25 protein-coding genes and 1 other RNA gene are annotated in these 24,368 nt (G+C 64.2%); 2 read left to right on the top strand and 24 right to left on the bottom strand.

Annotated features, from left to right (window positions below; translation table 11 throughout):
* Window positions 1-103: 103 nt before the first annotated feature.
* Window positions 104-179, top strand: a non-coding RNA gene (locus tag XdyCFBP7245_RS16960) — sX9 sRNA.
* A 4-nt stretch (window positions 180-183) separates the two neighbouring features.
* Here the strand turns inward: XdyCFBP7245_RS16960 and fliR are convergent.
* Both fliR and XdyCFBP7245_RS16950 read right to left on the bottom strand, forming a co-directional pair.
* Window positions 184-975 (bottom strand): flagellar biosynthetic protein FliR, encoded by a 792-nt coding sequence (fliR, locus tag XdyCFBP7245_RS16955; RefSeq protein ID WP_104616697.1) that lies wholly within the window; start codon window positions 973-975, stop codon window positions 184-186.
* 13 nt (window positions 976-988) lie between these two features.
* Window positions 989-1,258: a flagellar biosynthetic protein FliQ gene (locus tag XdyCFBP7245_RS16950; protein ID WP_005996207.1), complete on the bottom strand. Its 270-nt coding sequence runs from the start codon at window positions 1,256-1,258 to the stop codon at window positions 989-991.
* 67 nt (window positions 1,259-1,325) lie between these two features.
* Here XdyCFBP7245_RS16950 and XdyCFBP7245_RS24205 point away from each other — a divergent pair, with 67 nt between their 5' ends.
* Entirely contained in the window at window positions 1,326-1,484 is a 159-nt protein-coding gene (locus XdyCFBP7245_RS24205; RefSeq protein ID WP_170068688.1) for a hypothetical protein, read from the top strand.
* 751 nt (window positions 1,485-2,235) lie between these two features.
* Here XdyCFBP7245_RS24205 and fliP read toward each other — a convergent pair.
* The 22 genes from fliP to XdyCFBP7245_RS16840 form a co-directional block, all read right to left on the bottom strand.
* Entirely contained in the window at window positions 2,236-3,078 is an 843-nt protein-coding gene (fliP, locus tag XdyCFBP7245_RS16945; RefSeq protein WP_104616696.1) for a flagellar type III secretion system pore protein FliP, read from the bottom strand.
* Between the two features lies 1 nt (window position 3,079).
* Entirely contained in the window at window positions 3,080-3,487 is a 408-nt protein-coding gene (fliO, locus tag XdyCFBP7245_RS16940) for a flagellar biosynthetic protein FliO (protein ID WP_104616695.1), read from the bottom strand.
* Entirely contained in the window at window positions 3,484-3,822 is a 339-nt protein-coding gene (gene fliN / locus XdyCFBP7245_RS16935; RefSeq protein ID WP_104616694.1) for a flagellar motor switch protein FliN, read from the bottom strand. The genes fliO and fliN overlap by 4 nt, the downstream gene beginning before the upstream one ends.
* The gene (fliM, locus tag XdyCFBP7245_RS16930; protein ID WP_005996003.1) at window positions 3,819-4,832 is read right to left on the bottom strand and encodes a flagellar motor switch protein FliM; all 1,014 of its coding nucleotides are present in this window, start codon (window positions 4,830-4,832) and stop codon (window positions 3,819-3,821) included. Before fliM ends, fliN begins: the two co-directional genes overlap by 4 nt.
* Before the next feature lie 9 nt (window positions 4,833-4,841).
* Entirely contained in the window at window positions 4,842-5,384 is a 543-nt protein-coding gene (locus XdyCFBP7245_RS16925; protein WP_211287726.1) for a flagellar basal body-associated FliL family protein, read from the bottom strand.
* Between the two features lie 165 nt (window positions 5,385-5,549).
* Complete coding sequence (locus XdyCFBP7245_RS16920; protein ID WP_104616693.1) at window positions 5,550-6,821, bottom strand: flagellar hook-length control protein FliK; 1,272 nt, start codon at window positions 6,819-6,821, stop codon at window positions 5,550-5,552.
* Window positions 6,818-7,273, bottom strand: a complete 456-nt coding sequence (fliJ, locus tag XdyCFBP7245_RS16915) for a flagellar export protein FliJ (protein WP_104616692.1) — start codon at window positions 7,271-7,273, stop codon at window positions 6,818-6,820. Before fliJ ends, XdyCFBP7245_RS16920 begins: the two co-directional genes overlap by 4 nt.
* 3 nt (window positions 7,274-7,276) lie before the next feature.
* Window positions 7,277-8,653 (bottom strand): flagellar protein export ATPase FliI, encoded by a 1,377-nt coding sequence (gene fliI, locus XdyCFBP7245_RS16910; RefSeq protein ID WP_005997126.1) that lies wholly within the window; start codon window positions 8,651-8,653, stop codon window positions 7,277-7,279.
* Window positions 8,650-9,270, bottom strand: a complete 621-nt coding sequence (locus XdyCFBP7245_RS16905; RefSeq protein WP_055854509.1) for a FliH/SctL family protein — start codon at window positions 9,268-9,270, stop codon at window positions 8,650-8,652. The genes fliI and XdyCFBP7245_RS16905 overlap by 4 nt, the downstream gene beginning before the upstream one ends.
* Entirely contained in the window at window positions 9,267-10,256 is a 990-nt protein-coding gene (fliG, locus tag XdyCFBP7245_RS16900) for a flagellar motor switch protein FliG (RefSeq protein WP_055854507.1), read from the bottom strand. The genes XdyCFBP7245_RS16905 and fliG overlap by 4 nt, the downstream gene beginning before the upstream one ends.
* Window positions 10,257-10,266: 10 nt before the next feature.
* Entirely contained in the window at window positions 10,267-11,991 is a 1,725-nt protein-coding gene (gene fliF, locus XdyCFBP7245_RS16895) for a flagellar basal-body MS-ring/collar protein FliF (protein ID WP_104616691.1), read from the bottom strand.
* Between the two features lie 13 nt (window positions 11,992-12,004).
* On the bottom strand, window positions 12,005-12,376 hold the full coding sequence (gene fliE, locus XdyCFBP7245_RS16890; RefSeq protein ID WP_170068689.1) for a flagellar hook-basal body complex protein FliE: 372 nt from the start codon (window positions 12,374-12,376) through the stop codon (window positions 12,005-12,007).
* Window positions 12,377-12,750: 374 nt separating this feature from the next.
* A complete protein-coding gene (locus tag XdyCFBP7245_RS16885; protein WP_104616707.1) occupies window positions 12,751-16,248 on the bottom strand; it encodes a glycosyltransferase in 3,498 nt (1,165 codons plus the stop codon).
* Window positions 16,249-16,413: 165 nt separating this feature from the next.
* Window positions 16,414-17,937, bottom strand: a complete 1,524-nt coding sequence (locus XdyCFBP7245_RS16880) for an FkbM family methyltransferase (protein WP_104616690.1) — start codon at window positions 17,935-17,937, stop codon at window positions 16,414-16,416.
* Window positions 17,934-18,557: an LbetaH domain-containing protein gene (locus tag XdyCFBP7245_RS16875; protein WP_104616689.1), complete on the bottom strand. Its 624-nt coding sequence runs from the start codon at window positions 18,555-18,557 to the stop codon at window positions 17,934-17,936. The genes XdyCFBP7245_RS16880 and XdyCFBP7245_RS16875 overlap by 4 nt, the downstream gene beginning before the upstream one ends.
* On the bottom strand, window positions 18,547-19,692 hold the full coding sequence (locus XdyCFBP7245_RS16870; RefSeq protein WP_104616688.1) for an aromatic ring-hydroxylating oxygenase subunit alpha: 1,146 nt from the start codon (window positions 19,690-19,692) through the stop codon (window positions 18,547-18,549). The genes XdyCFBP7245_RS16875 and XdyCFBP7245_RS16870 overlap by 11 nt, the downstream gene beginning before the upstream one ends.
* A 3-nt stretch (window positions 19,693-19,695) precedes the next feature.
* Window positions 19,696-20,346, bottom strand: a complete 651-nt coding sequence (locus XdyCFBP7245_RS16865) for an acetyltransferase (RefSeq protein WP_104616687.1) — start codon at window positions 20,344-20,346, stop codon at window positions 19,696-19,698.
* Entirely contained in the window at window positions 20,346-21,098 is a 753-nt protein-coding gene (locus tag XdyCFBP7245_RS16860; RefSeq protein ID WP_104616686.1) for an SDR family NAD(P)-dependent oxidoreductase, read from the bottom strand. The genes XdyCFBP7245_RS16865 and XdyCFBP7245_RS16860 overlap by 1 nt, the downstream gene beginning before the upstream one ends.
* A complete protein-coding gene (locus XdyCFBP7245_RS16855; protein WP_104616685.1) occupies window positions 21,095-21,868 on the bottom strand; it encodes an SDR family NAD(P)-dependent oxidoreductase in 774 nt (257 codons plus the stop codon). The genes XdyCFBP7245_RS16860 and XdyCFBP7245_RS16855 overlap by 4 nt, the downstream gene beginning before the upstream one ends.
* Window positions 21,865-22,905 (bottom strand): ketoacyl-ACP synthase III, encoded by a 1,041-nt coding sequence (locus XdyCFBP7245_RS16850; protein ID WP_104616684.1) that lies wholly within the window; start codon window positions 22,903-22,905, stop codon window positions 21,865-21,867. Before XdyCFBP7245_RS16850 ends, XdyCFBP7245_RS16855 begins: the two co-directional genes overlap by 4 nt.
* 1 nt (window position 22,906) lies before the next feature.
* Complete coding sequence (locus XdyCFBP7245_RS16845; protein WP_104616683.1) at window positions 22,907-23,131, bottom strand: acyl carrier protein; 225 nt, start codon at window positions 23,129-23,131, stop codon at window positions 22,907-22,909.
* A gap of 64 nt (window positions 23,132-23,195) precedes the next feature.
* Window positions 23,196-24,305, bottom strand: a complete 1,110-nt coding sequence (locus tag XdyCFBP7245_RS16840) for a DegT/DnrJ/EryC1/StrS family aminotransferase (RefSeq protein WP_104616682.1) — start codon at window positions 24,303-24,305, stop codon at window positions 23,196-23,198.
* Between the last annotated feature and the right edge of the window lie 63 nt (window positions 24,306-24,368).

Raw genomic sequence — 24,368 nt, 5'->3', positions numbered from 1 at the left:
GTTGACGGCGCCCGGGTGCAAAACTTGAGCGGCCGTACGGTTAGAACAGCTCACAACATGACTGTGCAGCCACCAGGCGGGCGCGGCCGGTGCCCTGTGCGGCATGCACCGTTCGTCCACTCCGGTTCCTTCGCGCCGTCCACACCCACCTGACGACTGCTCGCTATGTGTTGTTGGCCGCTCTTAGCCCGTCAGTTCTCTGGCGGAATCGAAAGCGGTATCGAACATGCGCTGCACCGGTGGCGCGAACTCGCTTGCGAAGCTGGACAGCAGGAACAGCCCCAGTAAGACCGTCAACGGCAAGCCAAGTTGCATCGGGTTCAATGCCGGCGCCGCCTTGGCCAACGCACCGAACGCCAGGTTGACCGCCAGCATCGCCACCATCATCGGCAAGGCCAGGGTCAGCCCGCCGCGCATGATCTGCAGGAACAAGGTGGGCGCCACCTCCGCGAACGCGCGGGCATCGGGAATGGCCGTGCCGATCGGCAGCGCCTTGTAGCTGTCCACCAACAGCGAAGTCACCGCCAGGTGCCCGTTGGCCGCAAAGAACAGCAAGCCGAAACCGATGTAGAACCACTGCGCGATCACGCCGGAGGTCACCCCGCGCATCGGGTCGGACATCTGCGCAAACGACAGGCCGGTGGACTGCGACACCAACTCGCCGGCCAGCGCACCGGCCTCGAAGATCAGCTTCAACATGAAGCCCATGCTGGCGCCCACGGCCAGCTCACGCGCAATGCTCAGCACTGCCTGCGCCGTAAAACCATCCCACTCCGGCACCGGCGGCAGGATCGGCGCCAGCACCATCGACAAGGTCCCGGCCAGCATCACCCGCACCCGCGCGGGCACCGCACGCGTGCCGATCAACGGCATGGCCGTGAGCAAGGCTCCTGTGCGCAGCATGGTCCACATGATCGCCCCGACCATCGCAAACGCGCGTTGGCCGTCGATCACCATCTGGGTAGCGGAATCCATCCGGTCTGGTCCGCTAGCCGATCAAATGCGGAATGCGCTGGAACAGCGCAATGGTGAACTCCACCAGATGCCCCAGCAGCATGCTGCCGGTGGCAAACAGGGTCGCGGTCAACGCCACCGCCTTGGCGACGAAGCCGATGGTGGGCTCATTCAATTGGGTGGCGGCCTGCACCACGCCAATGACCACACCGACGATCAATACCGCCAACAACATCGGTCCGGCAATCCACAGGACGGTGACCAGGCCACCACGTAATTCAGTCAGGGCGATTTCAGGGCTCATGGGGAGTGCTGATGCAAGTGCGGTGCCAAAGGGTGGGGAGTGGGGATTTGGAATTTGGGATTGGTAGGTGAGCGGCGATCTGACTTACCTCGTGTTGCACTGTCTGTCGCTGTCGCTGTCGCTGTCGCTGTCGCTGTCGCTGTCGCTGTCGCTGTCGCTGTCGCTGTCGCTGTCGCTGTGGACGTTGGTTTGGGTTGGCTTGGCTTGGTTTTGGCTATGGTTTTGAGCTTCGCCTTCGCCTTCGCCTTTTGCCGTTGGCTTCCCATCCCCCATACCGCAGCGGCAAGCCGGGTAGATACAACCCGCAGGGCGGCGCGCATGGATGCGCGACGTTTTTGTAAGGGACATGGACGTCCCTTACAAAAATTTCTACCTGGCTTGCTTACCCGGAGCGCCTTGGCGCGGAGGGGCGCGAGGACGGGGGTGTGTTTCTTTGGTTACTTTCTTTGCACAAGCAAAGAAAGTAACTCGACCCCCGAAGGGGGCCGAAAGCTCTGCAGTTGCTTGTGCCTGCGGCTGCGGCTGCGGCTGCACTTCGCACTTGCTATGAAGCTCGAAGGTGAAGTCAGGGGCTTTCACGCCCTACGGGCGCGAGTCACTTTTCTTTGCTTGTGCAAAGAAAAGTAACCAAAAGAAAGCACACCCCGTCCTCGCGCCTTCCGCGCTACGCGCTCCAGGTCCGCAGGCCATCCGGGAATTTTTCAAAGGGACGTCCATGTCCCTTTGAAAAACGTCGCGCATCCATGCGCGCCGCCCCTGCGGGGTTTGCCCCGAATGGCCTGCCGCTGCGGTATGGGGCCCCGGAGAAGCTGGAAGCCAGAGCGAAATACAAAGACAAAGCACAAAGGCGGAAAGCGGAAAGCGGAAAGCGGAAAGCGGCGCAGATGCTTGAGTGATACAGCTGTGCTGTGCCGACGTTTAAAAAAAACTCAGTCAGCTGGGGGAAGTGTTAACGCGCGCGCAATGCGCGCGCGCCCCTACGATGCATTAAAGCTCGCAGCCAGCGTCCCCACCACCAACACCCACCCATCCACCAGCACGAACAACAGAATCTTGAACGGCGCAGAGATCAACATCGGCGACAGCATCATCATGCCCATCGACATCAACACGCTCGCCACCACCAGATCGATGATCACGAACGGGATGAAGATTAAAAAACCGATCTCGAATGCGGTCTTCAGCTCGCTGGTCACAAACGACGCCACCAACACCGGGAACGGCACCGCGTCCGGGCCGGCGTACTTGCCGTCGCCGGCCATGCCCGCGAAGGTCATCAGATCGGTCTCACGGATCTGCGCCAGCATGAACGCGCGCAACGGCTGGGTGGTCAGGGTCCAGGCGGCGGAAAAATCGATCTGGTTGTTGAGGTACGGCTGCAGACCGGCGCCCCACATCTTTTGCCACACCGGCATCATCACCAAGGCGGTCAGGAACATCGCCAGGCCCAGCAGCACCTGATTGGACGGGGTTTGTCCGGTGCCCAATGCCTGTCGTAGCAGGCCCAGCACGATGGTGATGCGGGTAAAGGCAGTGAGCACCAGCAGCATCGACGGCAGCAGGGTGATCGCCGTCATCAGCAGCAAGGTTTGCAGCGGCAGGCTCACCGGCTGGTCGCCGATGCGGCCGACGCTGACGTTCGGCAGGTTCGGCAGCTGATTGGAGCCGGGCGGCACCGCCGGTGCGGCAGCGGGCGCGGCGGCCTGGGCCACCGACGGCAACGCGGCTGGTGTGGCGGCGGCCAGCAGCGGGCAGCTCATCACCAGCAGGATCAGGATCAGGCGCAGGCTGCGCCCCCAGCGATTCCAACAACTGAACATGTCACGGGTCCTTGCGCAGCTTCTGAGCGAGCAGCTGGGCGAAATTGGGGAGTTGCTTGAAATTGGGCAGGGTGGGTGCAGGCGTGGGAGGCAGCGGTTCGGGCAAGGTGTGCAAGGTGCTGATGCCGCCGGCGGTGACACCCAGCAGCAGCTGCTGGCCGTTCACCTCCACCACCACCACGCGTTCCTTGGCGCCTACCGCCAGGCTGGTCACCACGCGCAAGCCCTCGCTGTTGCGGAAACCGCTGCCAGGCAGGCGCTTGAGCAACCAGCCCAGGCCGACGATCAGCGCGAGCACCAACAGCAATGCAAAGACCGCGCCAAACAGGCTGGGCGAGGACGGCGCGTGCGCGCCGACCTGGGTGGCCTTGGCCGCGACGGGCGCGGCGGCAGCCAGCAGGCCGATCACCGCAGCCTCCGGATCCGTTCGCTGGGGCTGACCACGTCGGTCAGGCGGATGCCGAAGCGGTCGTTGATCACCACCACTTCGCCATGCGCGATCAAGGTGCCGTTGACGTACACGTCCAGCGGTTCGCCGGCGCCGCGTTCCAGTTCCACCACCGAGCCCTGGTTGAGCTGCAGCAGGTTGCGGATCGGGATGCGGGCGCGGCCCACTTCCAGCGACAGCGTCACCGGCACGTCCAGGATGACGTCCAGATTGAGGTCGGTGGCGTTGTTGTCGTGCTCGGCCTGCAGGTTGTCGAACGTGGCGGGCGCGGCGTCGAGGATGTCGGAGTTCATCATTTGCTGGGGTCCTGGGATGGAACGGCACGCGGGGCTTGCACGCCGGGCGGGCGGACGGCGGTGATCTTCACGGCGTTGTTGCCGTTGGAGACCCCGAATTCGCCGGTGAACATGGGGATTTCTTCCACGCACAGCGGTACCTGTGCGGGCAGATCGATCGGCAGGATGTCGCCGACCTTCAAACCGGTGAGCTGGCGCAGGCTCATGCGCTTGCTGGCCAGCACGCTCGACAGCGTTACCTCGGCAGTGTTGAGCTGCTCGCGCAGCATCACGTTCCAGGAGTCGTCGCGGTCGTTGCGATCGCTCTGGATACCAGCATCGAGCAGCTCGCGGATCGGTTCCAGCATCGAATACGGCAGGGTGATGTGGATCTCGCCACCGCCGCCTTCCAGCTCCACATGGAAGCGGCACACCACCACGTACTCGCGCGGGGTGACGATGTTGGCGAAGTGCGGGTTGATCTCGGAGTTGATGTACTCGAAGTCCACCTCCATCACCGGCGCCCAGGCTTCCTTCAGATCGGCAAAGGTCTGCTTGAGCATCAGCTGGATCACGCGCATCTCGGTGGCGGTGAATTCGCGGCCTTCGATCCGGGTGTGGAAGCGGCCATCGCCACCGAAGAAGTTATCCACCACGGTGAACACCAGCGTGGGTTCGAACACGATCAGGCCGGTGCCGCGCAGCGGTTTGAAGCGGATCAGGTTGAGGTTGGTCGGCACGTACAGCGAGTGCATGTACTCGTTGAACTTGACCAGATCGATGCCGCGCACCGACAGGTCGGCCGAGCGCCGGATCAGGTTGAACAGGCCGATGCGCCACAGCCGTGCAAAGCGCTCGTTGACCATCTCCAGGGTCGGCATGCGCCCACGGATGATGCGGTCCTGGCTGGACAGATCGTATTGCCGCGCCTCGCCTGGCAACGGCTCCGGCTCGGTATTGACCGCTCCGGAATCCACGCCATGCAGCAGGGCATCGATCTCGTCCTGGGAAAGCAGATCACTGACGCTCATGGGCAGGCCTTACTGGGTAACGAAACTGGTGAACAGCAATTCTTCGACGCACTTCTTGCCGGTTTCGCTGGTCATGACCTTTTGCGCTTCGGTCAGCGCGGCCTTCTGCAGCTTCTGCTTGCCGGGCAGATCGGCCACATCGGCGGCCTTGGTCTGCGACAGCAGCATCAACAGGTGTGCGCGGATGGCCGGCGCGTTTTCGGTGATGAGCTTGAGTTCTTCGGGGTCGCGGGTGACCAGCTGCACTTCGACCTGCAGGTACTGCGGGCCGTCGCCGGGGTCGGCCAGATTCACCACGATCGCCGGGTCCATCGGGAAGTACTGCGCCGGTTTGGGCACTTCGGCCACCTTGGGCGCGTCATGCTTGCCGCCTTTTTCATCGCCCTTGTGGCCGAGAAAGAACCACGCGCCGCCGCCGGCCGCGGCCAGCACGACCACGCCGATGGCGATCAGCAGAAGAGGCTTCTTGCCGCCTTTCTTCTTTTCTTCTTTCTCTTCGGTCTTTTCAGGTTTCTTGGCCGCTGCCACGTTCTGCTCCAGGGGAAGGCTCATCCCATGGATGCAATTGGCATGCCAAAACCGCGACGGTTTCCTGGCACAGCCTGCACGCGCGCGCAAAAACCCCCGCGAGCGTTGCGCTGCGCGGGGGAAAGGGTGTTCGCAACGTCAGCGCGACCTGCGTTTTTGCGTGGCGCCGGGCTGCCCCGGCGCGGCGGCTCAGGCGTAGGCGTCCAGCAATCCACGCTGGCGTAACACCACCGACGGAATTCCGACGGGCGGGCTGTCGTCCAGGGTGAGGCCGTTGCCATCGCGCCCACCGCCGTTGCGGTTGCCGGTCTGATTCTGTTGTTGCTGGCTGACATCGGCCTGGCCCAGCTGGAAACCGTTTTGGCCGAGCATTTCGCGCAGCCGCGGCAGACTCTGTTCCAGGGCCTGACGGGTATCGGCGTTGGCAGCGGTGAAGCTGGCGTTGACCTTGTCGCCGTCCAGATGCAGGCGCACCTCGACCGGGCCCATCTCGTTCGGGGTGACCTTGATGTGCGCGTGGCCGATCTTCTGGTCGGCCAGCCAGCTCAGGCGGGCGCCGATGGCATCGTCGAAGGTGTCGCTGCCCATCTCCGGGGTCGGGGTGGGCGAGGCGGCGAAGATCGGCGCCGGGTCCTGCAGCCGGGTGAGCGTGGGCGCGGCGGTCGGCAACACGAACGCCGGGGCATCCGGCGCGTCCGTTGCTGCGGTGTCGTCGGCCGGCTCCAATGCCTTGACCGCCATGCTCATCAACGCAGCGGCCTGCGCGTCGCCGCTCACCGCGGTGGTCGAGGTGGGCTTGGCGCCTGCGGCGGCAGCCGGCGCGAGTGCGCCCAGGGCGGGCAGGGCGCTCGTGGCGGTTGCGGCAGCCGTCGCTGTGGTGGCGTCGGTCGGCAGTGCGGTCGCGGTCGGCGTGGCGCCGGCCGCATTGGCCACACTGGTGGCCAGCGCTGCGGCAGCGGCGGCGAGCACATCGCCGCCCGGGACCGCCTGGGCCAGCAGGTTCATGCCAAAACCGCCCAGCCCCGCGGGCGGCCAGCCGGCCTCGGTGGCCGTGGCGGCCTCGGTGGGGGCGTCCTTGCTGTCCTTGCTGGCGGTTGCGCTCTTGTCGGTTGCGGTGGCGGCATTGCTGTCCTTGGCCGCCGGTTCCTTGGCGGGCTGGGCAGACTTGGCATCGCCGTCCTGGGCATGCGGGCGCTTGGTCGCATCGCTCGGCGCGTCATCGCCTTGCTCGTCGTCGGCGCCGTTGTTGTCGGGCTGGCTGGATTTGGCCGCGGGCTGCTTGGCCGGCACGCGCTCGGGCGCCTGCTGCGGGGCGTGATTGGGCGTGTTGGCCGGATTGAGCATGCGCGCAAACTGGTCCTGCGCAGGGTCTTGCTCGGACGACGGGTCGCTGTAGCTGGACTTCTTGCCGGTGCTGGCAAGCGCGCCAAGGCCGGCGGCAAACGCGGACAGGGGATTCATACGGAGTCTCCGTGAGTATCTTCGGCCCGCGCCAGGCGCGAGCGGCGTGCGCCCAGATCGTCCATCTCGCGCTGGTCGCGACGTTCGATCACCTTGTTTTCCTGGGCGCGGTAGCTGGCGGCCAGTTGCTCCAGCACCTGCTTTTCGCGGCTGGCCAGCAGCAGTCGGGTGCGCTCGGATTCGACCTTGGCGATATTGCTTTCCACGGTCTGGGCCTGTTGCAGCACGGCGCTGTCGAGCCGGTCCAGGAAGGCGCGGCGGTTGCTCAGCGCCACCGCACTGGTGCCGGCCATCTGGCTGTTGGCGTATTCCTCGGCGTAGCGGCGCAGTTCTTCCAGGCGCGACTGGTGGGTCTCCAGGGTGCGCTGGCGCTCGGCCAGATCGCGGGCGACCCTGTCTTCCTGTTCCTGTGCCCGCCGTAGCAGGGGATCGATTCGCTTGGACTGCATCATGGATTAATTCTCGGGTTCCACCAGCTGCTGCAGCGCGGACAGGCTGTCGCTCAGCAGCGATGCCTTGTGGACGTCCTGGCCAAGGAATTCGACGATCTCCGGCCAGCGCGCCAATGCTTCGTCGGTGGCCGGGTCGCTGCCGCGCTGGTAGGCGCCGATGGCGATCAGGTCGCGGTTGGCGGTGTAGGCAGAGAGCAGGCGCTTGAGCTTGCGGATACGCAGGCGCCAGGGTTCGTCGGCGATGTCCTGCACTACGCGGCTGACCGACGATTCCAGGTCGATGGCCGGGTACAGGCCGCTGTCGGCAACCCGACGCGAGAGCAGGATATGGCCGTCCAGAATGGCGCGGGCGGCGTCGGCGATCGGGTCCTGCGGGTCGTCGCCTTCGGTCAGCACGGTGTAGAAGGCGGTGATCGAGCCGCGACCCTTGGCGCCGTTGCCGGCACGTTCCACCAGCGCCGGCAATTTGGCGAACACCGACGGCGGGTAGCCGCGGGTGGTGGGCGGCTCGCCGACCGACAGGCCGATCTCGCGCTGCGCCTGGGCGAAGCGGGTCAGCGAATCCATCAGCAACAACACGTTCAAGCCCTGGTCGCGGAACCATTCGGCAATCGCCGTGGCGCGGTAGGCGCCATGCAGGCGCGCCAGCGGCGGGCGGTCGGCCGGGGCGGCCACGACCACGGCGCGGCGCAGACCTTCTTCGCCCAGGGTGGTTTCGACGAAATCGCGCACTTCGCGGCCACGTTCGCCGATCAGGCCGACCACGATGACGTCGGCCGAGGTGAAGCGGGTCATCATGCCCAGCAGCGTCGATTTACCGACACCGGAGCCGGCGAACAGGCCCACGCGCTGACCACGGCCGATCGGTAGCATGGCGTTGATGGCGCGCACGCCCACATCCAGCGAGGTGGTGATGGGCTCGCGCGCCAGCGGGTTGATCGACATGCCGGCCATGCTGACGCTGCCTTCGCCGCGGATCGGGCCTTTGCCGTCCAGCGGGGTGCCATCGCTGTCGATGACGCGGCCGAGCAGGCCTTCGCCCACTTCCACGCCGCCGCGGCGCCGCGAAGGCACCACGCGGGCGTTGGGCAGCAGGCCGTGCAGTTCGGCGCTGGGCATCAGATAGGTACGTTCGCCGGCAAAGCCGACCACTTCGGCATCCACCCAGCCGCCATCGACTTCGACCTTGCAGGTGGCGCCCATCGGCGCTTCGCAGCCGGTGGCTTCCAGGGTCAGGCCGACGGCGCGGCGCAGGATGCCTTCGCGGATCAACGTGCGGCCGGCGGTTGGTTCCAGGCCGAGGGTGCCCAGGCGGGTGGCCAGGCGCAGATTGCGTGCATCCAGCCAATCGGCCGGGGTGGCGCCGAACAGGGCGCTCACAGGCCCGCTCCGGATTTGCGCATGACTGTCTCCAGCGCGGCCCGCAGGCGCGCTTCCAGGGTGCCGTCCACGCGTACGCTTTCGGCGTGCACGCGCAGGTCGCCGCGGCTCAGGCTCATGTCCGGGGCCACGCGGGTGGTGCTGCTGGGCGCCAGATGCGGCAGCAGCGCGGTGATGTCGTCCGGGTGCAGGCGCACTTCGACCTCGCGGCCGGCGCCGCCGACCGCATCCACGGCCTCGCCGACCAGGTCGGCCAGCAGTTGCGGTTCGACCTGGTAGGCACGCCCGACCAGCTGACCGGCGATGCGCACGGCCAGCTCGCCGAGCGCGCCGACCACTTCGTTTTCCAGTCGCGCCAGCGGGCGGGTGAAGTTGTCCAGGATGCCGTCGATCTGCGCGGTCAAACGGCGCACCTCGGACTGGCCCTGGGCAAAGCCTTCGGCATGGCCGCGGGCAAAGCCTTCCTGCTGGGCGGCGTCTTCGATGGCCTGGATTTCTTCCAGGGTCGGCGGGCGCAGCACCGGCTCGTACACGGCCGGTTCGTCGAACTCCGGTTCCGGCGCGGCCAGGGCCATGTGCAGGTCGGGGGCCAGCCAGCGGGTGACCACGTCGTTCATACCATGGCCTCCGCACCGGCGCCGCCGAGGCTGATGGCGCCTTCGTCAGCCAGGCGGCGGACGATGGTGAGGATTTCCTTCTGCGCCGCTTCCACGTCGGCCAGGCGCACCGGGCCACGCGCTTCCATGTCTTCGATCAGGATCTCGGCAGCGCGCTGGGACATGTTGCGGGTGATCTTTTCGCGCACCTTGGTGTCGGCGCCGCGCAGGGCCAGGCCCAGGCGCTCGCCGGAGACTTCGCGCAGCAGCGTCTGCAGGCCGCGGTCGTCCAGATCCACCAGGTTGTCGAACACGAACATCAGGTCCTGGATCTTGCTGGCCAGGTCGGCGTCGATCTTGCCGATCTCGCCCAGCACGCCTTGCTCCGGGCCGGTGTCCAGGAAGTTGAGGATGTTGGCCGCCACCTTGATGCCGCCCACATTCGACGACTTCAGGTTCTGATTGCCGGCAAATTGGCGCTCCATGATGTCGTTGAGCTCGCTCAGCGCGTTGGGCGGGATGCCGTCCAGGGTGGCGATGCGCAGCAGCACATCGGCGCGGGTGCGCTCGGGCAGCAGCTTCAGCGCCTCTGCGGCCTGGTCGCTATCCAGATGCGCCATCACGATGGCGATGATCTGCGGGTGTTCGTTGCGCACCAGGTCGGCGACCGCGCGCGGGTCCATCCACTTCAGGGTATCCAGGCCGGTGGTGTTGCGGCCCAGCAGGATGCGGTCGATCAGGCCGCCGGCCTTGTCGGCGCCCAGCGCCTGGATCAGCACGTTGCGGATGTAGTCGTCGGCGCCCACGCCCAGCGAGGTCTTGCCGGCCAGTTCGCCGTTGAAGTCGTCCATCACCTTCTCGACCTGATCGCGCGAAATGCCGGTCATGGTGGCCATGGCGATGCCGATCTTCTGCACTTCCTTGGGGTCCATGTGCTTGAGCACTTCGGCTGCATCGCTTTCACCCAGCGACAGCAACAGCACCGCGGCGCGCTGCACTCCAGTCATCGGTTGTGTTTCAGGCTTCACTGGCGACCCATCCCTTCACGACTTGTGCGACACGTTTTGAATCGGCTTTGACTGCTTCGCGCGCGACACGCATGCGCTCTTCGTAGGCGTCCGGCAGGGCGATCGGGATCTTCTTTTCCTGACCGATCTGCGCGGTGTCTTCTTCCAGGCCGGGCATCAGGTCGTCGTCTTCGTTGACCATCCGCACGTCGGCGTTCTGCGGAGTGCCATCGTTGCCGCCCTTGCGGTGTTTTTCCTTGACCGCGGTCACGCCGGTGAGTTGACGCAGGGTGGGGCGCACCACGCCGAACAGCAGCGCCAGCACCACCACCGCACCGACCAGCAGGCGCAGACCGTTCTGCGCGCGCGGGTCTTCCCACCACTTGGGGCCTTCCTCGCCCGCAACCGCTTCCCGCACAAACGGGGCATTCATCACCGACACCGTGTCGCCACGTGCCGCATCGAACCCCACCGCCTGCTTGACCAGGCCCTCGATGCGGGTGAGCTCGGCGGCGGTGAGCGGCTGCTCGACCATCTTGCCCTTGGCACCGGGGCGCGGGACGTTGTCCAGCAGCACCGCCACCGACACCCGCTTGATGCGGCCGGCCGGCTGACGGGTGTGTTGCAAGGTTCGGTCCAATTCGTAATTGCGGGTGGCGCTCTTGGAACTTTCGGTCGGCGCGGCCGGCGCTGCGGCCTGGCCGTTTGCGGCGGCCGGGGTGCCCGGCGCACCGGCGACCGCCGGAGCCGGCGGCTGGCCGGGGCTGTTGCTGGTGGCGCCCGGAGGACCCTGCGGGCCGGTGGCGCTGGTGCTGCTGTCGCTGACCTGCTCGCTGCGCAGCTTGGCCGGCTCGCCGTTATAGAGTTCGCGGGCTTCTTCGACCACCGAGAAGTCCATATCCACGCTGACTTCCGGGTTGACCCGGCCCGGCCCTGTCATCGGTTCCAGCAATTCGCGGATGCGCTGGTTATAGGAGCTTTCCTGGCGACGCACCTGCTCGAACTGCGCGGCGTGCTGGGCGGCGTCGCTGTTGGGGTCGGCGATGGACAGCATGCGGCCGCTCTGGTCGACCACGGTCACCCGCTCGGGCGTCATGTCCGGGATGCTGGACGCCACCAGATTGACGATGGCATCCACCTGGTTGCGCTCCAGGCCCTGGCCGCCGCGCAGCTCCAGCACCACCGAGGCGCTGGCGACGTCACGCTGACGGGTGAAGGCGCTGGGCTTGGGAATGGCCAGATGCACCCGCGCCTCGCGCACCGGGCGCAGGGTGCTGATGGTGCGCGAGAGTTCGGTTTCCAGCGCGTGCTGGTAGCGGGCGTTTTCCACGAACTGGCTGACGCCGAAGCCCGGGTCCTTTTCCATCAGCTCGAAACCGCCGCCGGTCTCGTTGCCGGTCAGGCCGGAGCCGGCCAGCTTCAGGCGCGCGTCGTACAGACGGTCCTGCGGCACCGAGATGGCGCCGGTGCCCTGGTCGATCTTGAACGGGATCTGCGCGGTGCGCAGCAGGTCGGCCGCCTCGGCGTTGCCCTTTTCGTCCAGGCCGGTGTACAGCGACTGATAGCCCGGCTTCTGCGACCAGAAGAACACTGCCAGGCCGGCACCCACCGCCAGGGCGATCATCGCCATCATGGTCAGCTTGCGGGTGATCTGCAGGCTGCGGACACGGTCGAACCACTGGCCCGCCTTTTCGGCGTTCTGGTTCATGTTTTCTTTGGTGATCGCGAGAGCCATGTGTCGTCAACCTTTACAGCGGCATGTTCATGACGTCCTGATAAGCCTGGACGAGACGGTTGCGGACTTCCACGGTGGCGCGGAAGGCCACCTGGGATTGCTGGGAGGCGACCATGACCCGTGCCAGATCGGCACTGGGGTCGCCCATTTCGAATGCTTTGGCCAGCGCGCCGGATTTCTGCTGGGCCTCGTTGACGCCGCCGATGGCGCCGCGCAAGGTCTCGCTGAAGCTGGGCGCCTGGGTTGCCGGCGTTCCCTGTGCGCCAGCCAGTCCCTGGATCTGATTGCCGCGCGCCGCATCGCCCACCGCACCCATCTGGCCTTGGCCCATCTGAGTCTGGTAGCTGCGGATCTGCGAAAGAATCGAGGTAACGGAGTCGCTCATGGGTGCGGTCAGCCAGGGAGGCATCCACACCAATGCAAGCGGCGTGCCGAAATCGCGCCGGGATTCCGGCACGGGGGCATTCCTGTCGCGCCTGTCGGCGGGAACGTTGCAGCGATATCGCCCCCATCCGCCCTTCAGGCACCTTCCCCCGCAAGCGAGGGAAGGGAGTCGGTGGGCGACCGGTTGCAGTGCAACCGACCAGTTGCGTGCAGCCAACCAGTTGCAGTGCAACCGACCAGCAGCCAGGCTTTCCCTTCTCCCGCTAGCGGGAGAAGGTGGCGCGCAGCGCCGGATGAGGGCACCACCGTCAATTCACACACAGCCACGCATCCGTTCTAACTCAAGCGGGAGAACGCTGAAGCAGCGTCCCCGCGCTAATCCGGCAACCACGCCTCCCGCCAACGCTCCAGATTGCTGCCGCTCAACATCCAGTCACGCCGCACCACCTCACGCAAGGCCGCACCCTTGGCGCGCGCCGCGTCCGGGTCGGCCAAGTGCTCGCGGATGGCGCCGATCCAGTCGCGGTAGCGGTTTTTCACCAGCGTCACCGGCAGGTTGCCTTGGTAGCAACGCACGTCGCTGGCGATCACCGGATAACCGCAGGCGCCATATTCCAAGAGTCGCAGATTGCTTTTGCACTCGTTGAACAGGTTTTGCTCCACCGGTGCTAGCGCCAGATCCAGATCCAGTGCGGCCAGCGCGGCCGGGTAGTGATCGATCGGCACGCCGGGCTGGAACTGGTGCACGTGCTGGCGCAGCGCGTACGGGTACATTCCCATGAACACCCATTCGACCTCGTCGGCCAGTTCGCGCACCACGTCTGCGATCAGTTCCAGGTCGCCCGTATGACTGGCGCCGCCGGCCCAACCGATCCGCGGCTTGCCGCCGTGGCGGACGTTGCGTTCCGGCAACGCCGCCCACCAATGCGGCGGCAGGCGGTTTTCGGCTACGCGGATATCGCTGTGCAGCCCGGCAAACGCTTCGGCCAGTGCAGGCGTGGACACCACAAACCGGTCCACCAGGCCCAGCCCGCGCCGCACGGTCTTGAGAATATCCTTGGGCATCTGCGCGCGATGGGTGTTTTTCAGCGGCAGGTTGGGTAGGTAGTCATCCAGCTCGTAGACCTTGAACGCACGCGACAACGCCTTCATGCGCCGCATCGCCTCCAGCCGCGCTTCGCCGACCTGACGTTGCAGGATGACTACGTCAGGATCCTGACGCGCCAGCTCGCTGATCTCCAGATAGCCGTTGAACAACACGCCCTCGGCCAGCCCGGCCTCGCGCAGGGCGCGCAGCGGTTGGATCACCCGGTAGTGTCCGCAGCCTTCGATATCGGCCGGTAGTGCGATCACGCTCGGTAGCGGCCGCCACGACTGCAACGGCCGCCAGCTGGCGCGCGGGTCGGCCAGCGCAAAGCCGGCGCCGGGGTCCAGCGAAAACCCCGGGTTGTAGGCGGGGTCGTTGGCCATCACCGGCAGCCAGCGCGCGTACATCGCCTCTTCGTCCAGCGCAGTGGTAGGCATCTGCTCCGGTGGGTCGATCAACAGCTGCGCGCGCGCGGCAAACACATTCAAGTACCCGGCCTGGTGCAGGCGCAGGCACAGGTCGACATCGCTCCACTGCGCCAGTGCCGGCTCCAGCGCAAAGCCGCCTGCGTCGATAAATAGCTGGCGCGGCAGCATCAGGCACTCGCCGCTCAAGGCGGTGTAGTTCTGATCCAGCTGCAGGCGCTGCAGATAGCCGGATTCGTCGAACGCACTGCCTTCGAACGCGCGCGCCACCGGTGCCCCCAAGCCCAGCAGCAGGCCGGCGTGATGCACGGTGCCGTCGCCGCGCAGCAACTTGCCCGCCACCGCGCCCACTTCCGGGCGGAGTGCGTGGTTGAGCAGTTGCTCCAGCCAATCGGCCTTCATCACCGCAGCGCCGGCCGACAGCCACAGCAGCACGTCCCCACGAGCATGCTCGGCGGCCGCGTTGCAGACCGCTTCACGCGCAGGCTCCGCGGCAAAGCGCAGCACGCGGATCTGCTGCATGCCCAGCGCTTCGATGCCGGCCAGCCAATCGCGCAGATCCGGGGAGCTGCTGGCGCGATCCAGCAGCAGCACTTCGTAATGCGGGTAGGTCGTGTTGGCCAGGATGCTTTCCAGGCAGCGCTGCACCTGCGGCAAACGGCCATCGACCAGCACCAGGATGCTGACCAGCGGCTGCTGGGTATGTTGGTAATCCACCGCATGCCGACCAGGGCCGGCACTGTGCACGCGCGCGTCCGCATACCCGCGCGCGGCCAGATGGCGGGCAATGGCATGTTGCTCGTCCGCATCGGTGTGCCGGGTCTGGGCCGCGGCCACCAACAAGGGTTCGGCGATGTGCTGCACGCAGGCCAGGCCGTAACGCTCGACCAGACCAAGCTGATAGCCGAGTTCGAAGGCCTGCCCAAGGTCCGCCGGAAAACCGCCGTCGGCCACCAGACTGCTGCGGCGGAACAGCCAGTGCCGCGACAGCGTGGACGGCGCGCTCAACAGCGCATCCAGATACAGCGCCGGCCGCAACGCCAGCCCAAGCTGCGCGGTGTCCAGCGCGACCACTTCGTCCGCATAGACGGCCTGACACTGCTCGGGCAGCCCGATCATGCCCAGCGCCAACATCGTCAGGCCGCTGGTCGTAAAGACACTGCCGGCATCCACCAGCACCACCCAATCGACCTCCTGTTGCCTTGCAATGGCCTGGTTGAGTGCGGCCACCAGACCCGCGTCGTCAATCAGTACCGCACGCTCGCCGTGCTCGGCCAGCTGGTGCGGTGCGCTGCCGACCAACCAGGTCTGCTGATTTCGATAGCAGGCCACCGCATCGATACTGGCCTGGGTTGCGGCCACTGCGGCGGCATCGCCATCGCGGTCGATCAGCATCACCGCAATGCGTGGCCCGCCGGCATGCGCCAGCAGGCGGGCATCGATCAACGCGCGCTGCACATCGCTGGGATGGCGCACGCCCAGCCAGGTGGCCGGCGACACCCGCTCGGCCATGCCGGCGCTTTGCATCAACGCATTGACCAGGTCCACCGACTTGAACACCCGCGCCTTGTGTGGGCTGAGCGGCGCAACCCGCACCTGCCGGTTGTCGCTGGTCTCGCGCCGCCAACCCAGCTGGCGGATGCCCTGGCGCAGATCCTCGTGGCCCTGGTCGCCGATGCCGGGCTGATTACGACCTGCCTGGCTGAACTGCGCATTGGACACCCGAAAGTGCGTGAGCGGCCTGGACAGTAGTGCCAGGTTGCCGTGGCGCAGCAGCTTGACGTAGATCGCCAGGTCGCCGACCCAATGGATCGGCTTACCGTTCAACGACATCAAGTCAGTGCCCATAGCCAGCAGATCGGCGCGCCGACACAGCACGCAACTCGGCTCGCCGATGAAGTTGATGGTGTGGTCTGCCAGGAACGACACCAGCTCCGGTCCGTCGATCAACGCATCGTCGGCAAACGGAAAGCAGGTGGCCAGGATGTCCGGCAACGGCGCACCGTCGTCGTCGATGCGCAACCGACGCGACGATGCCATCGCCGTGCCTGGATTGCGCTCGATCGCCGCCACCAGCTGCTCAATACAGTCCGGCTCCAGCACATCGTCGTCGTGCAGGAATTTGACGTACTCGCCCTGTGCCAGCGCGATGCCCTCGAGAGTGCTGCCGAGTTCGCCTAGCCGCGACGGATTGCGGTGATAGCGGATCGGGAAGGGTGCGTCTGCCAGCCTGGGTTCCAGCAACGCCGCAATCGCGCCATCTCCGTTGTCGTCGCAGATCACCAGCTCCAACGCCGTGTAGGTCTGCGCCAGCACGCTATCCAGCGCCTGCGTGAAGTACGCAGGTTTGTAGGTCGGCATGACGATGCTGACGAGGGTGGTGGAGGTCATGCAGGGCGGACCGTGTTCGAGGGTTGCAGAATTGGGACTCGTAGCATTTCGTCGGGTAGATTCGAAAACAGGGAGTGCAACGCGGCGGCCGGCTTCCATTGCTCTATCTTTTCCGAGTCGCGAATTTTCCTGACCTCACTCCGCCCACGGCGGCGGTGCGGCACCGGCGACGGGCGATGCATACAAAACTAGGTCGTAGTAATGGCCGGGAGAGTGCTGGCGTAGACGGAAGTGATAGCCCTCCACCAATTTGTCCAGTTGTTCCACGATATCCAGTAAATCCTGGGCATAGTGGTAGACACAAATAGCCATGCGGGGGCGCTGGGTACGGATGAGGTGAGATGCGCCTTCGAGTGCCCTGGCTTCAAACCCTTCGATGTCCAACTTCAGTAGCGTCAGCTTTTCCAACTCGTCGTCCAGGCGCGTAGTAGCCACGGAAATTCCGCCATCCGGCGAGACATGGCTGGAAACCGTGCCGGTCTCCTCGAAGCGTAGTGTCGTATGTTCGTTGGAGATCGCTTTTTTGATGGTCCTGAAATTGTGCGGGGGAAGGGGGAGGGCGCGCGCGATGCCCTCCAATTTCTGGAAGTTGATGTTGTCGGGTTCGAAAGCGGTGATGCTTTCGTAGCGATAACGGGATGCTTTTAGAAACTTATCGACGATGGGGCCCTGGAAGGCACCGCCATCGCAGAAATGTTCACGCGTGCCCAGCTGGAATGTGCTGGTATCGGCGTATTCTGAAAAGTATTCGTTGATCGGCGTAGCCCAGCAGTCCAGCAGGAGGCTGGAATCGTAGGTCAGGCGGAACAACAGGTTGCTGTAGAGCGTAAAAACGCTCAAATCGTCGTCCAGTCGCTCTGCAAGGTGCAGAAACTCATCAAGGCGCAGAAGCGTGCGCTGACGGTATACCTGGGCAGGCTCGTATACGGCGGGCAGCCCACAGTGCGCAACCGCCAGGCAGGCGTCTACCCTTTCAATGCCTGCTTGCTCGCAGAGCTTGCGGGCCAAGCCCGATCCTCCCGGGCTGTAAGAAAAATCGATGGCCAATGCCTGGGGATGCTGGGCCGCTTGCTCGATGAACTGACGAGAACTCCAACGCGGCACCCCATGAACGGTGTCGTTGTCGCTTGGCTGGTCATCAACGGCGCCAATGACATGGCTGAGGCGCTGGACGATCTGTGGGCCATAAATGTTGCCGATGTCCGAGCGCGGTTGGAGCAGAAAGAGGGGGCGCTGCTCGAAACGTGGGATCAGCGGATCCAAGCAAGGCGCAACGCTTAGTTGCTCAATGCCCGCACTGGTGCAGAGGTCATTTGCAAACGTTCGTCCGCGCGAGCTGCAAGAGAAATCGATAGCGATCGCATCGGGATACTGCCCCGCCTTGGCAAGAAACTCCTGACTGCTCCAGCGCGGCGCGCCATGAATGCGGTCCAGGTGGATGCTTTGGTCATCAATTGCGGCAACAACATGATGCAGGTCGGCAACGACCCTGGGACCATGCACCATGCCTGCGTAGGACTCGGGAGCGACGAGAAATACAGGGCGGTTGGCAATTGCGGGTAGGCGCGCAATGACCTCATCGAGTGCAGGGCGCTCCTGCTCCGCAATACGTAGAATCCGTTGGCGAAGCTGCTCATTTCTTGAGTTCATGAACGTCATCTCTCGTAGGTATGAATGGGAGCGTCGTAGCGGGCGTCGAAATAGGTCTTGGCAGGCACGTCCTCGCTGTAGACGCGCGGCCAGCCAAGTTCGCAGCTTCGTCCCACCTTGACGCCCCCGTACACGATGGCGCCGGTCCGCACAATGCTATTGCTGCCGATCTCGACGCCGGCGCCGATTTGCACACCATTCTCTACCCAGCATGAAGATTTGACGCGGCATGCCGGTCCGAGGTGCGTGCCGGCATGGATGACGGTGTTGTAGTCGATCCTGCACCCGTGCCCGACGACAGCATTGACTCCCACGAATGCGTTGAGCCCGATGACCGTGTCAGAGCCGACGGCTGCGCTGGAATGGATGAAGGGCTCCAGCTTGAAGCCACGTTCCATCGCTGCCTGCACCAGTTCTAAGCGCTTGAAGTTGCCGAAGCGTTCGTCGAACGCCACGAACATGGCCCCGTCGGTCGGATTCAGTCCATCCAGCACGCCAAGATCGAATTCGTGTTCCGAGTCTTGTGGCACGTCGATCCTGATGACCGTCTCGTCTTGACGCGCCTGCTTCCAGGCGTGAAAGGCCAGGTCGAGGTATGTGCTGTGGCCGATGATCCACCTAGATTTCATTTTCGGTTTCCATCAGGCTCGTGTACCAGCGTTCGACCAAGCGATTCATGGATTCATAGGCACCCTGGGTGGGGAGAGGCGCGTCTGTGTGCAATGCCGCCTGCACCCGCTCCATGATGTCCACGTCTTCGCCCACCACTACCTTGCTGCCGTGCATCTGTGTCAGCAGTACCTGGCTGGAAGAACCGTAAGGCTGTTTCCTGCGCGCGCTAAACCAATAGATTTCCAAATCGGTCGTGTCCGGCGCAACGGGGATATGGTGTTCCAGGGTGAAAGAATAGCCGCCGTTTGAACTGGCGATATGCATGTTCGGGAAGGCCAACCAGTTGAAGTAGGCATCCTGCTCTCCCCAGCGTTCCACTTTGTCGTGCCAGCCGAAGTGCTTAAGGTCGGGTATGGGTGCGTCCGGGCCGCCGAAACTGAAGCGGCGCATTTCGCGCCTCAAGGCGGCGGGCGAGCTGTCTTGCAAAGCGTCCATCGACTCTTTGGCTTGTTCTTCGTTTACCTCGGCAACGAAGCTGACACTCTTGGCTAACGTCTTCGGGTGGACGAAGCGCGGATGATTGGCATCCCGAAGATTTTCGTAAGCGAGTTTCCAGTTGTACCGGCCACGCCATGTGGTCACCATGACCTCGGTGTCATAGGCGTTGGAACTACTTTCCAGCAAGGCGATGAAGTCTGCCGAAAACTGCTCCTCGATTGGCATTGGGTTGGGGTCGAGGTTGACGAACAGCAGGTTGCCGATGCCGCGCAGTGAGAATTCGCGCAGCTTCAAGTTGTCCTTTTCACTATTGTCCAGGCGATAGATCGCGTCGCAGTCCGGGATGTTCTTTACCCGGCCTTGTTCGTCGTAACTCCAGGCGTGGTAGGGGCATACCAAAGGCCGGCAACCGATAGCACCGGTTTGAATCAGTGCACTGCGGTGAAGGCAGACGTTCTCGAACGCACGGATTTGGCCGTGGAAGTTCTGGATCACGACAGGAATCCCCGCGATCTTACGGGTGATGAAGCAGTTGTTTTCCCGCAGCAGTGTCTTGAGCCCTGCAAACAACCAAACCCGACGGAAGATCTTGCGCTGCTCGCGCTCAAAAATTTCCTGCGACAGGTAATACTTGGGATGCATTCGGGAGCGCATGGATCAGTCTGTCGGTATGTTTTTGTGGAAAACAATTTTGGCCGGATTGCCGAACACCGTGGCGCCGGCCGGTACGTCCTTCAGGACCACCGCGCCGGCTCCGATGACGGCGCCGTCACCGACCTTGACGCCTGGCATCAGGGTGGCGCGCGGGTGCACGGTGACGAAGTCGCCAATCTGTACGCCGCCGCCCATGAATGCCATTGCGCCAACGTGCACGTAGTCACCGATGTGGACGTCGTGCCCGAGCATGCTCTGGGCATGGATGGTGACAAAGTCGCCGATACGCACGTCCGGCCCGGAATGGACCATCAGGCCAAAGAAGCAGCCCTGGCCGAACTGCACCCGCCTCCCCAGGCGGACGTCGGTACAGATTGGAATGAACCGCCCGCCTTTTTCGAGGATCGGCAGAGCGTAGCGGTGGCGGTCGTAGGGATTGCCCATCGCACAGACGAATACATCGTCGGGCTGTGGCAGGTAGCTCATCGGATCGCCGATGATCGGTGTGTCGACGCCGTAGCTGTCTAGGATATCGGTACGGCTGTCCAGGAACCCGCCGATCAGCCAGTCCTTGCCATGCCCGGCATCGTTACGCATTTGCTCCAGGACTTCGCGGCCCCAGCCGCTGGCGCCGATGATGAGGACGCGTTCCATCAGAGCACCGCCCCGCCGTCCATGACCAGGCTGGTGCCGGTGACCCAGCGACTGGCGTCGGACAGCAGGTAGACCGCGGCGTTGGCGACATCTTGCGGTGTGCCCAGACCCAGTGGATGGCGCGCGCGTTGTTGATTCAGCGGTTCGTTGAGCTCGTTGTCCTCACCCCAAAGGCGCGGAGTAGGCACGACCGATGGCGAAATACCGTTGACTCTCACGCGGTGCCTCGCCTGTTCCAAAGCTAAGCACCGGATAATGCCCAGCAGGCCAGACTTCATTGCCGAGTACGGTCCCACGCCGCGTGTACCAATATGCGCGGAGGTGGACAGCATGAACACCAGGGAGCCTTGCGCATGAATGGCATTGGCTTGCAGCAGACGCTGCGTCAGCATGACCGGCGCAAGGAAATGCACCTGGTACATGCGCGTCATTAGTTCTTCCTTCAGCTGGCGGATCGGCGACAGCATCTGCCCGCCGAAGCAGTGCACTACGCCGTCGATGCGCTGGCTGGCTTGCACCAGGCGCTCCCGATCCTCCGACACAGTCAGGTCGGCCTGCACCTGCACATGCCCGTCGCCTGCCAGTTGCGCATGGGTTTGCTGGAGACGCTCGGGATCGCGACCGCTGATCACCAAGCGCGCGCCGCGCCGTGCGCAGGTCAGTGCGATTTCCTGGCCAAGGCCGGATGATGCGCCGGTAACCAGGATGGTCTTGCCCGTCAGGGAAAAGGCGTTGCGAGTCGGATTGCTCATGCGTAGATGTCCATCGGCACGGTCAGGCCACCATCTACGACAAAGTAGTTGCGGGTAACCCAGCGACTTGCGTCGGAGAGATAAAACACCGCCGCGTAAGCCACGTCTTCCGGTTCGCCCAGTCCCAGCGGTGTCTGTTTGGCGTGCTCGTCGATGTTGCCACCGCTCTGGTTGAGGCCGTCGAGCATTGGCGTGCGCACGTAGCCGGGGGCGATGCAGTTGGCGCGGATACCGTGCTTGGCCACTTCCAGTGCCAGAGTGCGCATTGCGCCGAGCAGGGCCGCCTTGCTGGCGGAGTAGGCGGCAGTGGCCACCGGGCCGACGTGCGAACCCACCGCCGAGATAAACAGGATCGAGCCTTTGGCGTTGATGCGCTTTTTCGCCAGCAGGCCGCGCGTCAGTAGCAGCGGTGCATAGACATTACTGGCGAAGGTTTCGTCCAGTTGCGCGCGGTTGATCATCCGGAATGGTGCTAGCCGGGCGATACCGGCCGCGTGTGCGACGCCATCCAGGACACCGACCGACGCCACGAGATGGTCGATGTCCTCCTGCTTGTCCAGGTTGGCGATCACCTGCTCATGCCCTGTGCCTTCAAGTGTGGCGAAGGTCTCGGCCAGGCGGCCTTCGTCGCGGCCGCTGATGACCAGTTGTGCGCCGATCTGCGCGCAACTCAGCGCGATCTGTCGTCCGATGCCTGACGATGCACCGGTGACCAGGATGCGTTTGCCCTGCAACGAGAACGGGTCGTTCGGATCGAGGGCGTTATTCACGACTCGATCAACTCCGGAAACATCGCGCCTTCGATATCAATCAGGCAGGTACCCCAAGACAAGCCGATCCCGAAGCCTGAAAGAAGGACACGCTTTGGGCCAGATTCGAGTTCCTTATTGATGCGCGCGGTCATCGTCACCGGCAGCGAGGCACCGCTGGTGTTGCCGAAGTCGCGCAGTGTCGAGGGGACTTTTTCCACCGGCAGGCCGAGCTTCTTGCGAATGGTCTCGTTGATCATCCGGTTGGCTTGATGGAACACGAAATAATCGATCTCATCTTTAGAAACACCGGCATACGTGATCAATTTTTCAACTGCGGGAGGGACGCGCTGGGTCGAGAAGCTGAGCACGGCGGTGCCATCGAGTTGCAGATCGGTGGCTTGGTGCCAGCGATCCTTCTCGTTTTCGCGATAAGGAAGCAGGTGCTGTATCGCGACAGGCTCGCGTTGACCACCCACCGGCAGGATGATGGCCTTGTAGCCGCTGCCATCGCTGTTGAGGTCGAAATACATCGGCGGCGCGTCGGCACTGAACTCCAGCGCGGTGGCGGTGCCGGAGTCGGAGAAGATTGGGTCTTCCAGATTGGCGCTGCGGTCGCCGACCAGCAGTAAACCCTTCTTGACGCCGCCGGCGGCGATCATCGAGCCGAGCAGGTTGATGCCGAACGGGTAGGCCGAGCAGCCCAGGTTGACGTCGAAGGCGACCGTGGCGTGCGAGAGCCCCAGCCGGTCCTGCAGGATGATTGCGGTGGCCGGAATTGGATAATCCGGCGACTGCGTCACGACGATCAGTGCATCGATCTCCTCGCGCTTCCACTGCAGCTTGTCCAGCAGCACCTCAGTCGCATCGAAGGCCAGGTCCGAAAAACACTGCCAGGGCTGGGACATGCGCCGCGTCTCGATGCCGATGTTGCGCACCAGGCGCTCGCGCTCGGAACGGATCTGCGGCCGGCAGTCGGTGAGGTTGGACACGACCCGCTTCGGCACGCAGGTCGCCATGCCGGCAAAGCGGACGTTGTGCAGCGTGGAGGTCGGCATGTTACGCCTCGGTCAGTGTGTAGAGATCGCCCACGGTGACGGCGGCGGTGAGATGTTCGCCGGTGATGGTCTTGCCGTATTCCATGTCGAACATGACGATCACACCCAGCGCGGCCAGCGAATCCCACTCCGGCAATTCCAGCAGCACGGTGTCCAGCGTGACCTCCACCGGTTCCTGGAAGTCGGTGGCGGAGAGGAAGTTCTCGATAAATGTTGCCTGGGTCATGCGATCTCGCCTGGTTGCCGGTTGAAGAGATGGGAGTCTGAAATGCAGGTGCAGCGTGTTGCGATCATGTTGCCTGTGCGCCGGCGATCAGGTCGGCGATGGTGTCGACCTGATCGCTGTGCAGGCCGGGAAAGATCGGCAGGCACAGCACCTGTGCGGCCACCGAGCGCGCCACCGGCAACCACGCCGGCGCCGACGAGGGCAGGGCGCGATACATCGGGAAGTCGCTGATCAACGGATAGAAGTAACGCCGCACCAGGATGCCGTGTTCGCGCATCAACTGATACAACGCATCGCGCGACAGCGGGTAGTCGTCCTGCACCAGAATCGGGAAATACGCGTGATTGGCGCTGGAATGCTGCGGCGATGCCACGCAGCGGATGCCGCGCACTGCGCTCAGCCGCTGCCGGTACTGCGCGTCGATCGCGCCGCGTTGCGCAATGGCCTCATCGATGTGTTTGAGCTGCAACAGGCCAAACGCGGCGCTGATCTCATTCATCTTGCCGTTGATGCCGGGTGCGACCACCGTGGTTTCGTCGACGAAGCCGAAGTTTTTCAGATGCCCGATGCGTTGATAGGTTCGTTCGTCCGGGCACACGATGGCGCCGCCTTCAAAGGTGTTGAACACCTTGGTGGCATGAAAGCTCAACACGCTCAGGTCGCCATGACGCAGGATCGAGCCGCCGGCATCGCGCACGCCGAACGCATGCGCCGCGTCGTAGATCACCTTGAGGTTGTAGATGTCGGCGATGCGCGTGATCGCAGTGGTATCGCACGCGGTGCCATAGCAGTGCACCGGCATGATCGCGGTGGTCTGCGGGGTGATGGCCGCCTCGATCTTGGACGGGTCCAGGTTCAGCGTCACCGGGTCGATATCCACGAACACCGGGGTGATGCTCTTCCATAGCAACGAGTGCGCCGTGGCCACGAAGGAGTAGGGCGTGGTGATGACTTCGCCGGTGATGCGCAGCGCCTGCAAGGCGGTGATCAACGCGGTGGTGCCGTTGGTCAACAGGGCCAGATGCGGCACGCCCAGGTAGTCGCACAGCGCCTGCTCGAGCGCACGGTGCATCTCGCCGCCGTTGCTGAGGATGCGACTGGTCCAGATCCGTTCCAGATACGGCAGAAAGTCTTCCAGCGGCGGCAGCAGCGGACTGGTGACGGGGATGGGCATCAATGCCTCGCTGGGACGGGTGAATGTCGGGATTCCGCCGCAACCGGTGGCTGCGGACGGAGT

It is taken from the genome of Xanthomonas dyei, from assembly GCF_002939865.1.
Lineage (GTDB): Bacteria > Pseudomonadota > Gammaproteobacteria > Xanthomonadales > Xanthomonadaceae > Xanthomonas > Xanthomonas dyei.
This window is presented reverse-complemented; position numbering and strand designations above follow the sequence as displayed.

Excerpts from the sequence above, each read along its gene's own strand:
- fliE (WP_170068689.1), bottom strand. The coding sequence starts at position 12,376 with ATGAGCGACTCCGTTACCTCGATTCTTTCGCAGATCCGCAGCTACCAG.
- XdyCFBP7245_RS16865 (WP_104616687.1), bottom strand. The coding sequence starts at position 20,346 with ATGGAACGCGTCCTCATCATCGGCGCCAGCGGCTGGGGCCGCGAAGTC.
- XdyCFBP7245_RS16880 (WP_104616690.1), bottom strand. The coding sequence starts at position 17,937 with ATGACGTTCATGAACTCAAGAAATGAGCAGCTTCGCCAACGGATTCTA.
- XdyCFBP7245_RS16860 (WP_104616686.1), bottom strand. The coding sequence starts at position 21,098 with ATGAGCAATCCGACTCGCAACGCCTTTTCCCTGACGGGCAAGACCATC.
- XdyCFBP7245_RS16840 (WP_104616682.1), bottom strand. The coding sequence starts at position 24,305 with ATGCCCATCCCCGTCACCAGTCCGCTGCTGCCGCCGCTGGAAGACTTT.
- fliN (WP_104616694.1), bottom strand. The coding sequence starts at position 3,822 with ATGATGAACTCCGACATCCTCGACGCCGCGCCCGCCACGTTCGACAAC.
- XdyCFBP7245_RS16925 (WP_211287726.1), bottom strand. The coding sequence starts at position 5,384 with ATGAGCCTTCCCCTGGAGCAGAACGTGGCAGCGGCCAAGAAACCTGAA.
- fliR (WP_104616697.1), bottom strand. The coding sequence starts at position 975 with ATGGATTCCGCTACCCAGATGGTGATCGACGGCCAACGCGCGTTTGCG.
- fliJ (WP_104616692.1), bottom strand. The coding sequence starts at position 7,273 with ATGATGCAGTCCAAGCGAATCGATCCCCTGCTACGGCGGGCACAGGAA.
- fliG (WP_055854507.1), bottom strand. The coding sequence starts at position 10,256 with ATGACTGGAGTGCAGCGCGCCGCGGTGCTGTTGCTGTCGCTGGGTGAA.
- XdyCFBP7245_RS16875 (WP_104616689.1), bottom strand. The coding sequence starts at position 18,557 with ATGAAATCTAGGTGGATCATCGGCCACAGCACATACCTCGACCTGGCC.
- fliM (WP_005996003.1), bottom strand. The coding sequence starts at position 4,832 with ATGAGCGTCAGTGATCTGCTTTCCCAGGACGAGATCGATGCCCTGCTG.
- fliF (WP_104616691.1), bottom strand. The coding sequence starts at position 11,991 with ATGGCTCTCGCGATCACCAAAGAAAACATGAACCAGAACGCCGAAAAG.
- fliP (WP_104616696.1), bottom strand. The coding sequence starts at position 3,078 with ATGTTCAGTTGTTGGAATCGCTGGGGGCGCAGCCTGCGCCTGATCCTG.
- XdyCFBP7245_RS16885 (WP_104616707.1), bottom strand. The coding sequence starts at position 16,248 with ATGCCGACCTACAAACCTGCGTACTTCACGCAGGCGCTGGATAGCGTG.
- XdyCFBP7245_RS16950 (WP_005996207.1), bottom strand. The coding sequence starts at position 1,258 with ATGAGCCCTGAAATCGCCCTGACTGAATTACGTGGTGGCCTGGTCACC.
- XdyCFBP7245_RS16920 (WP_104616693.1), bottom strand. The coding sequence starts at position 6,821 with ATGAATCCCCTGTCCGCGTTTGCCGCCGGCCTTGGCGCGCTTGCCAGC.
- XdyCFBP7245_RS16870 (WP_104616688.1), bottom strand. The coding sequence starts at position 19,692 with ATGCGCTCCCGAATGCATCCCAAGTATTACCTGTCGCAGGAAATTTTT.
- XdyCFBP7245_RS16850 (WP_104616684.1), bottom strand. The coding sequence starts at position 22,905 with ATGCCGACCTCCACGCTGCACAACGTCCGCTTTGCCGGCATGGCGACC.
- XdyCFBP7245_RS16845 (WP_104616683.1), bottom strand. The coding sequence starts at position 23,131 with ATGACCCAGGCAACATTTATCGAGAACTTCCTCTCCGCCACCGACTTC.
- XdyCFBP7245_RS16905 (WP_055854509.1), bottom strand. The coding sequence starts at position 9,270 with ATGAACGACGTGGTCACCCGCTGGCTGGCCCCCGACCTGCACATGGCC.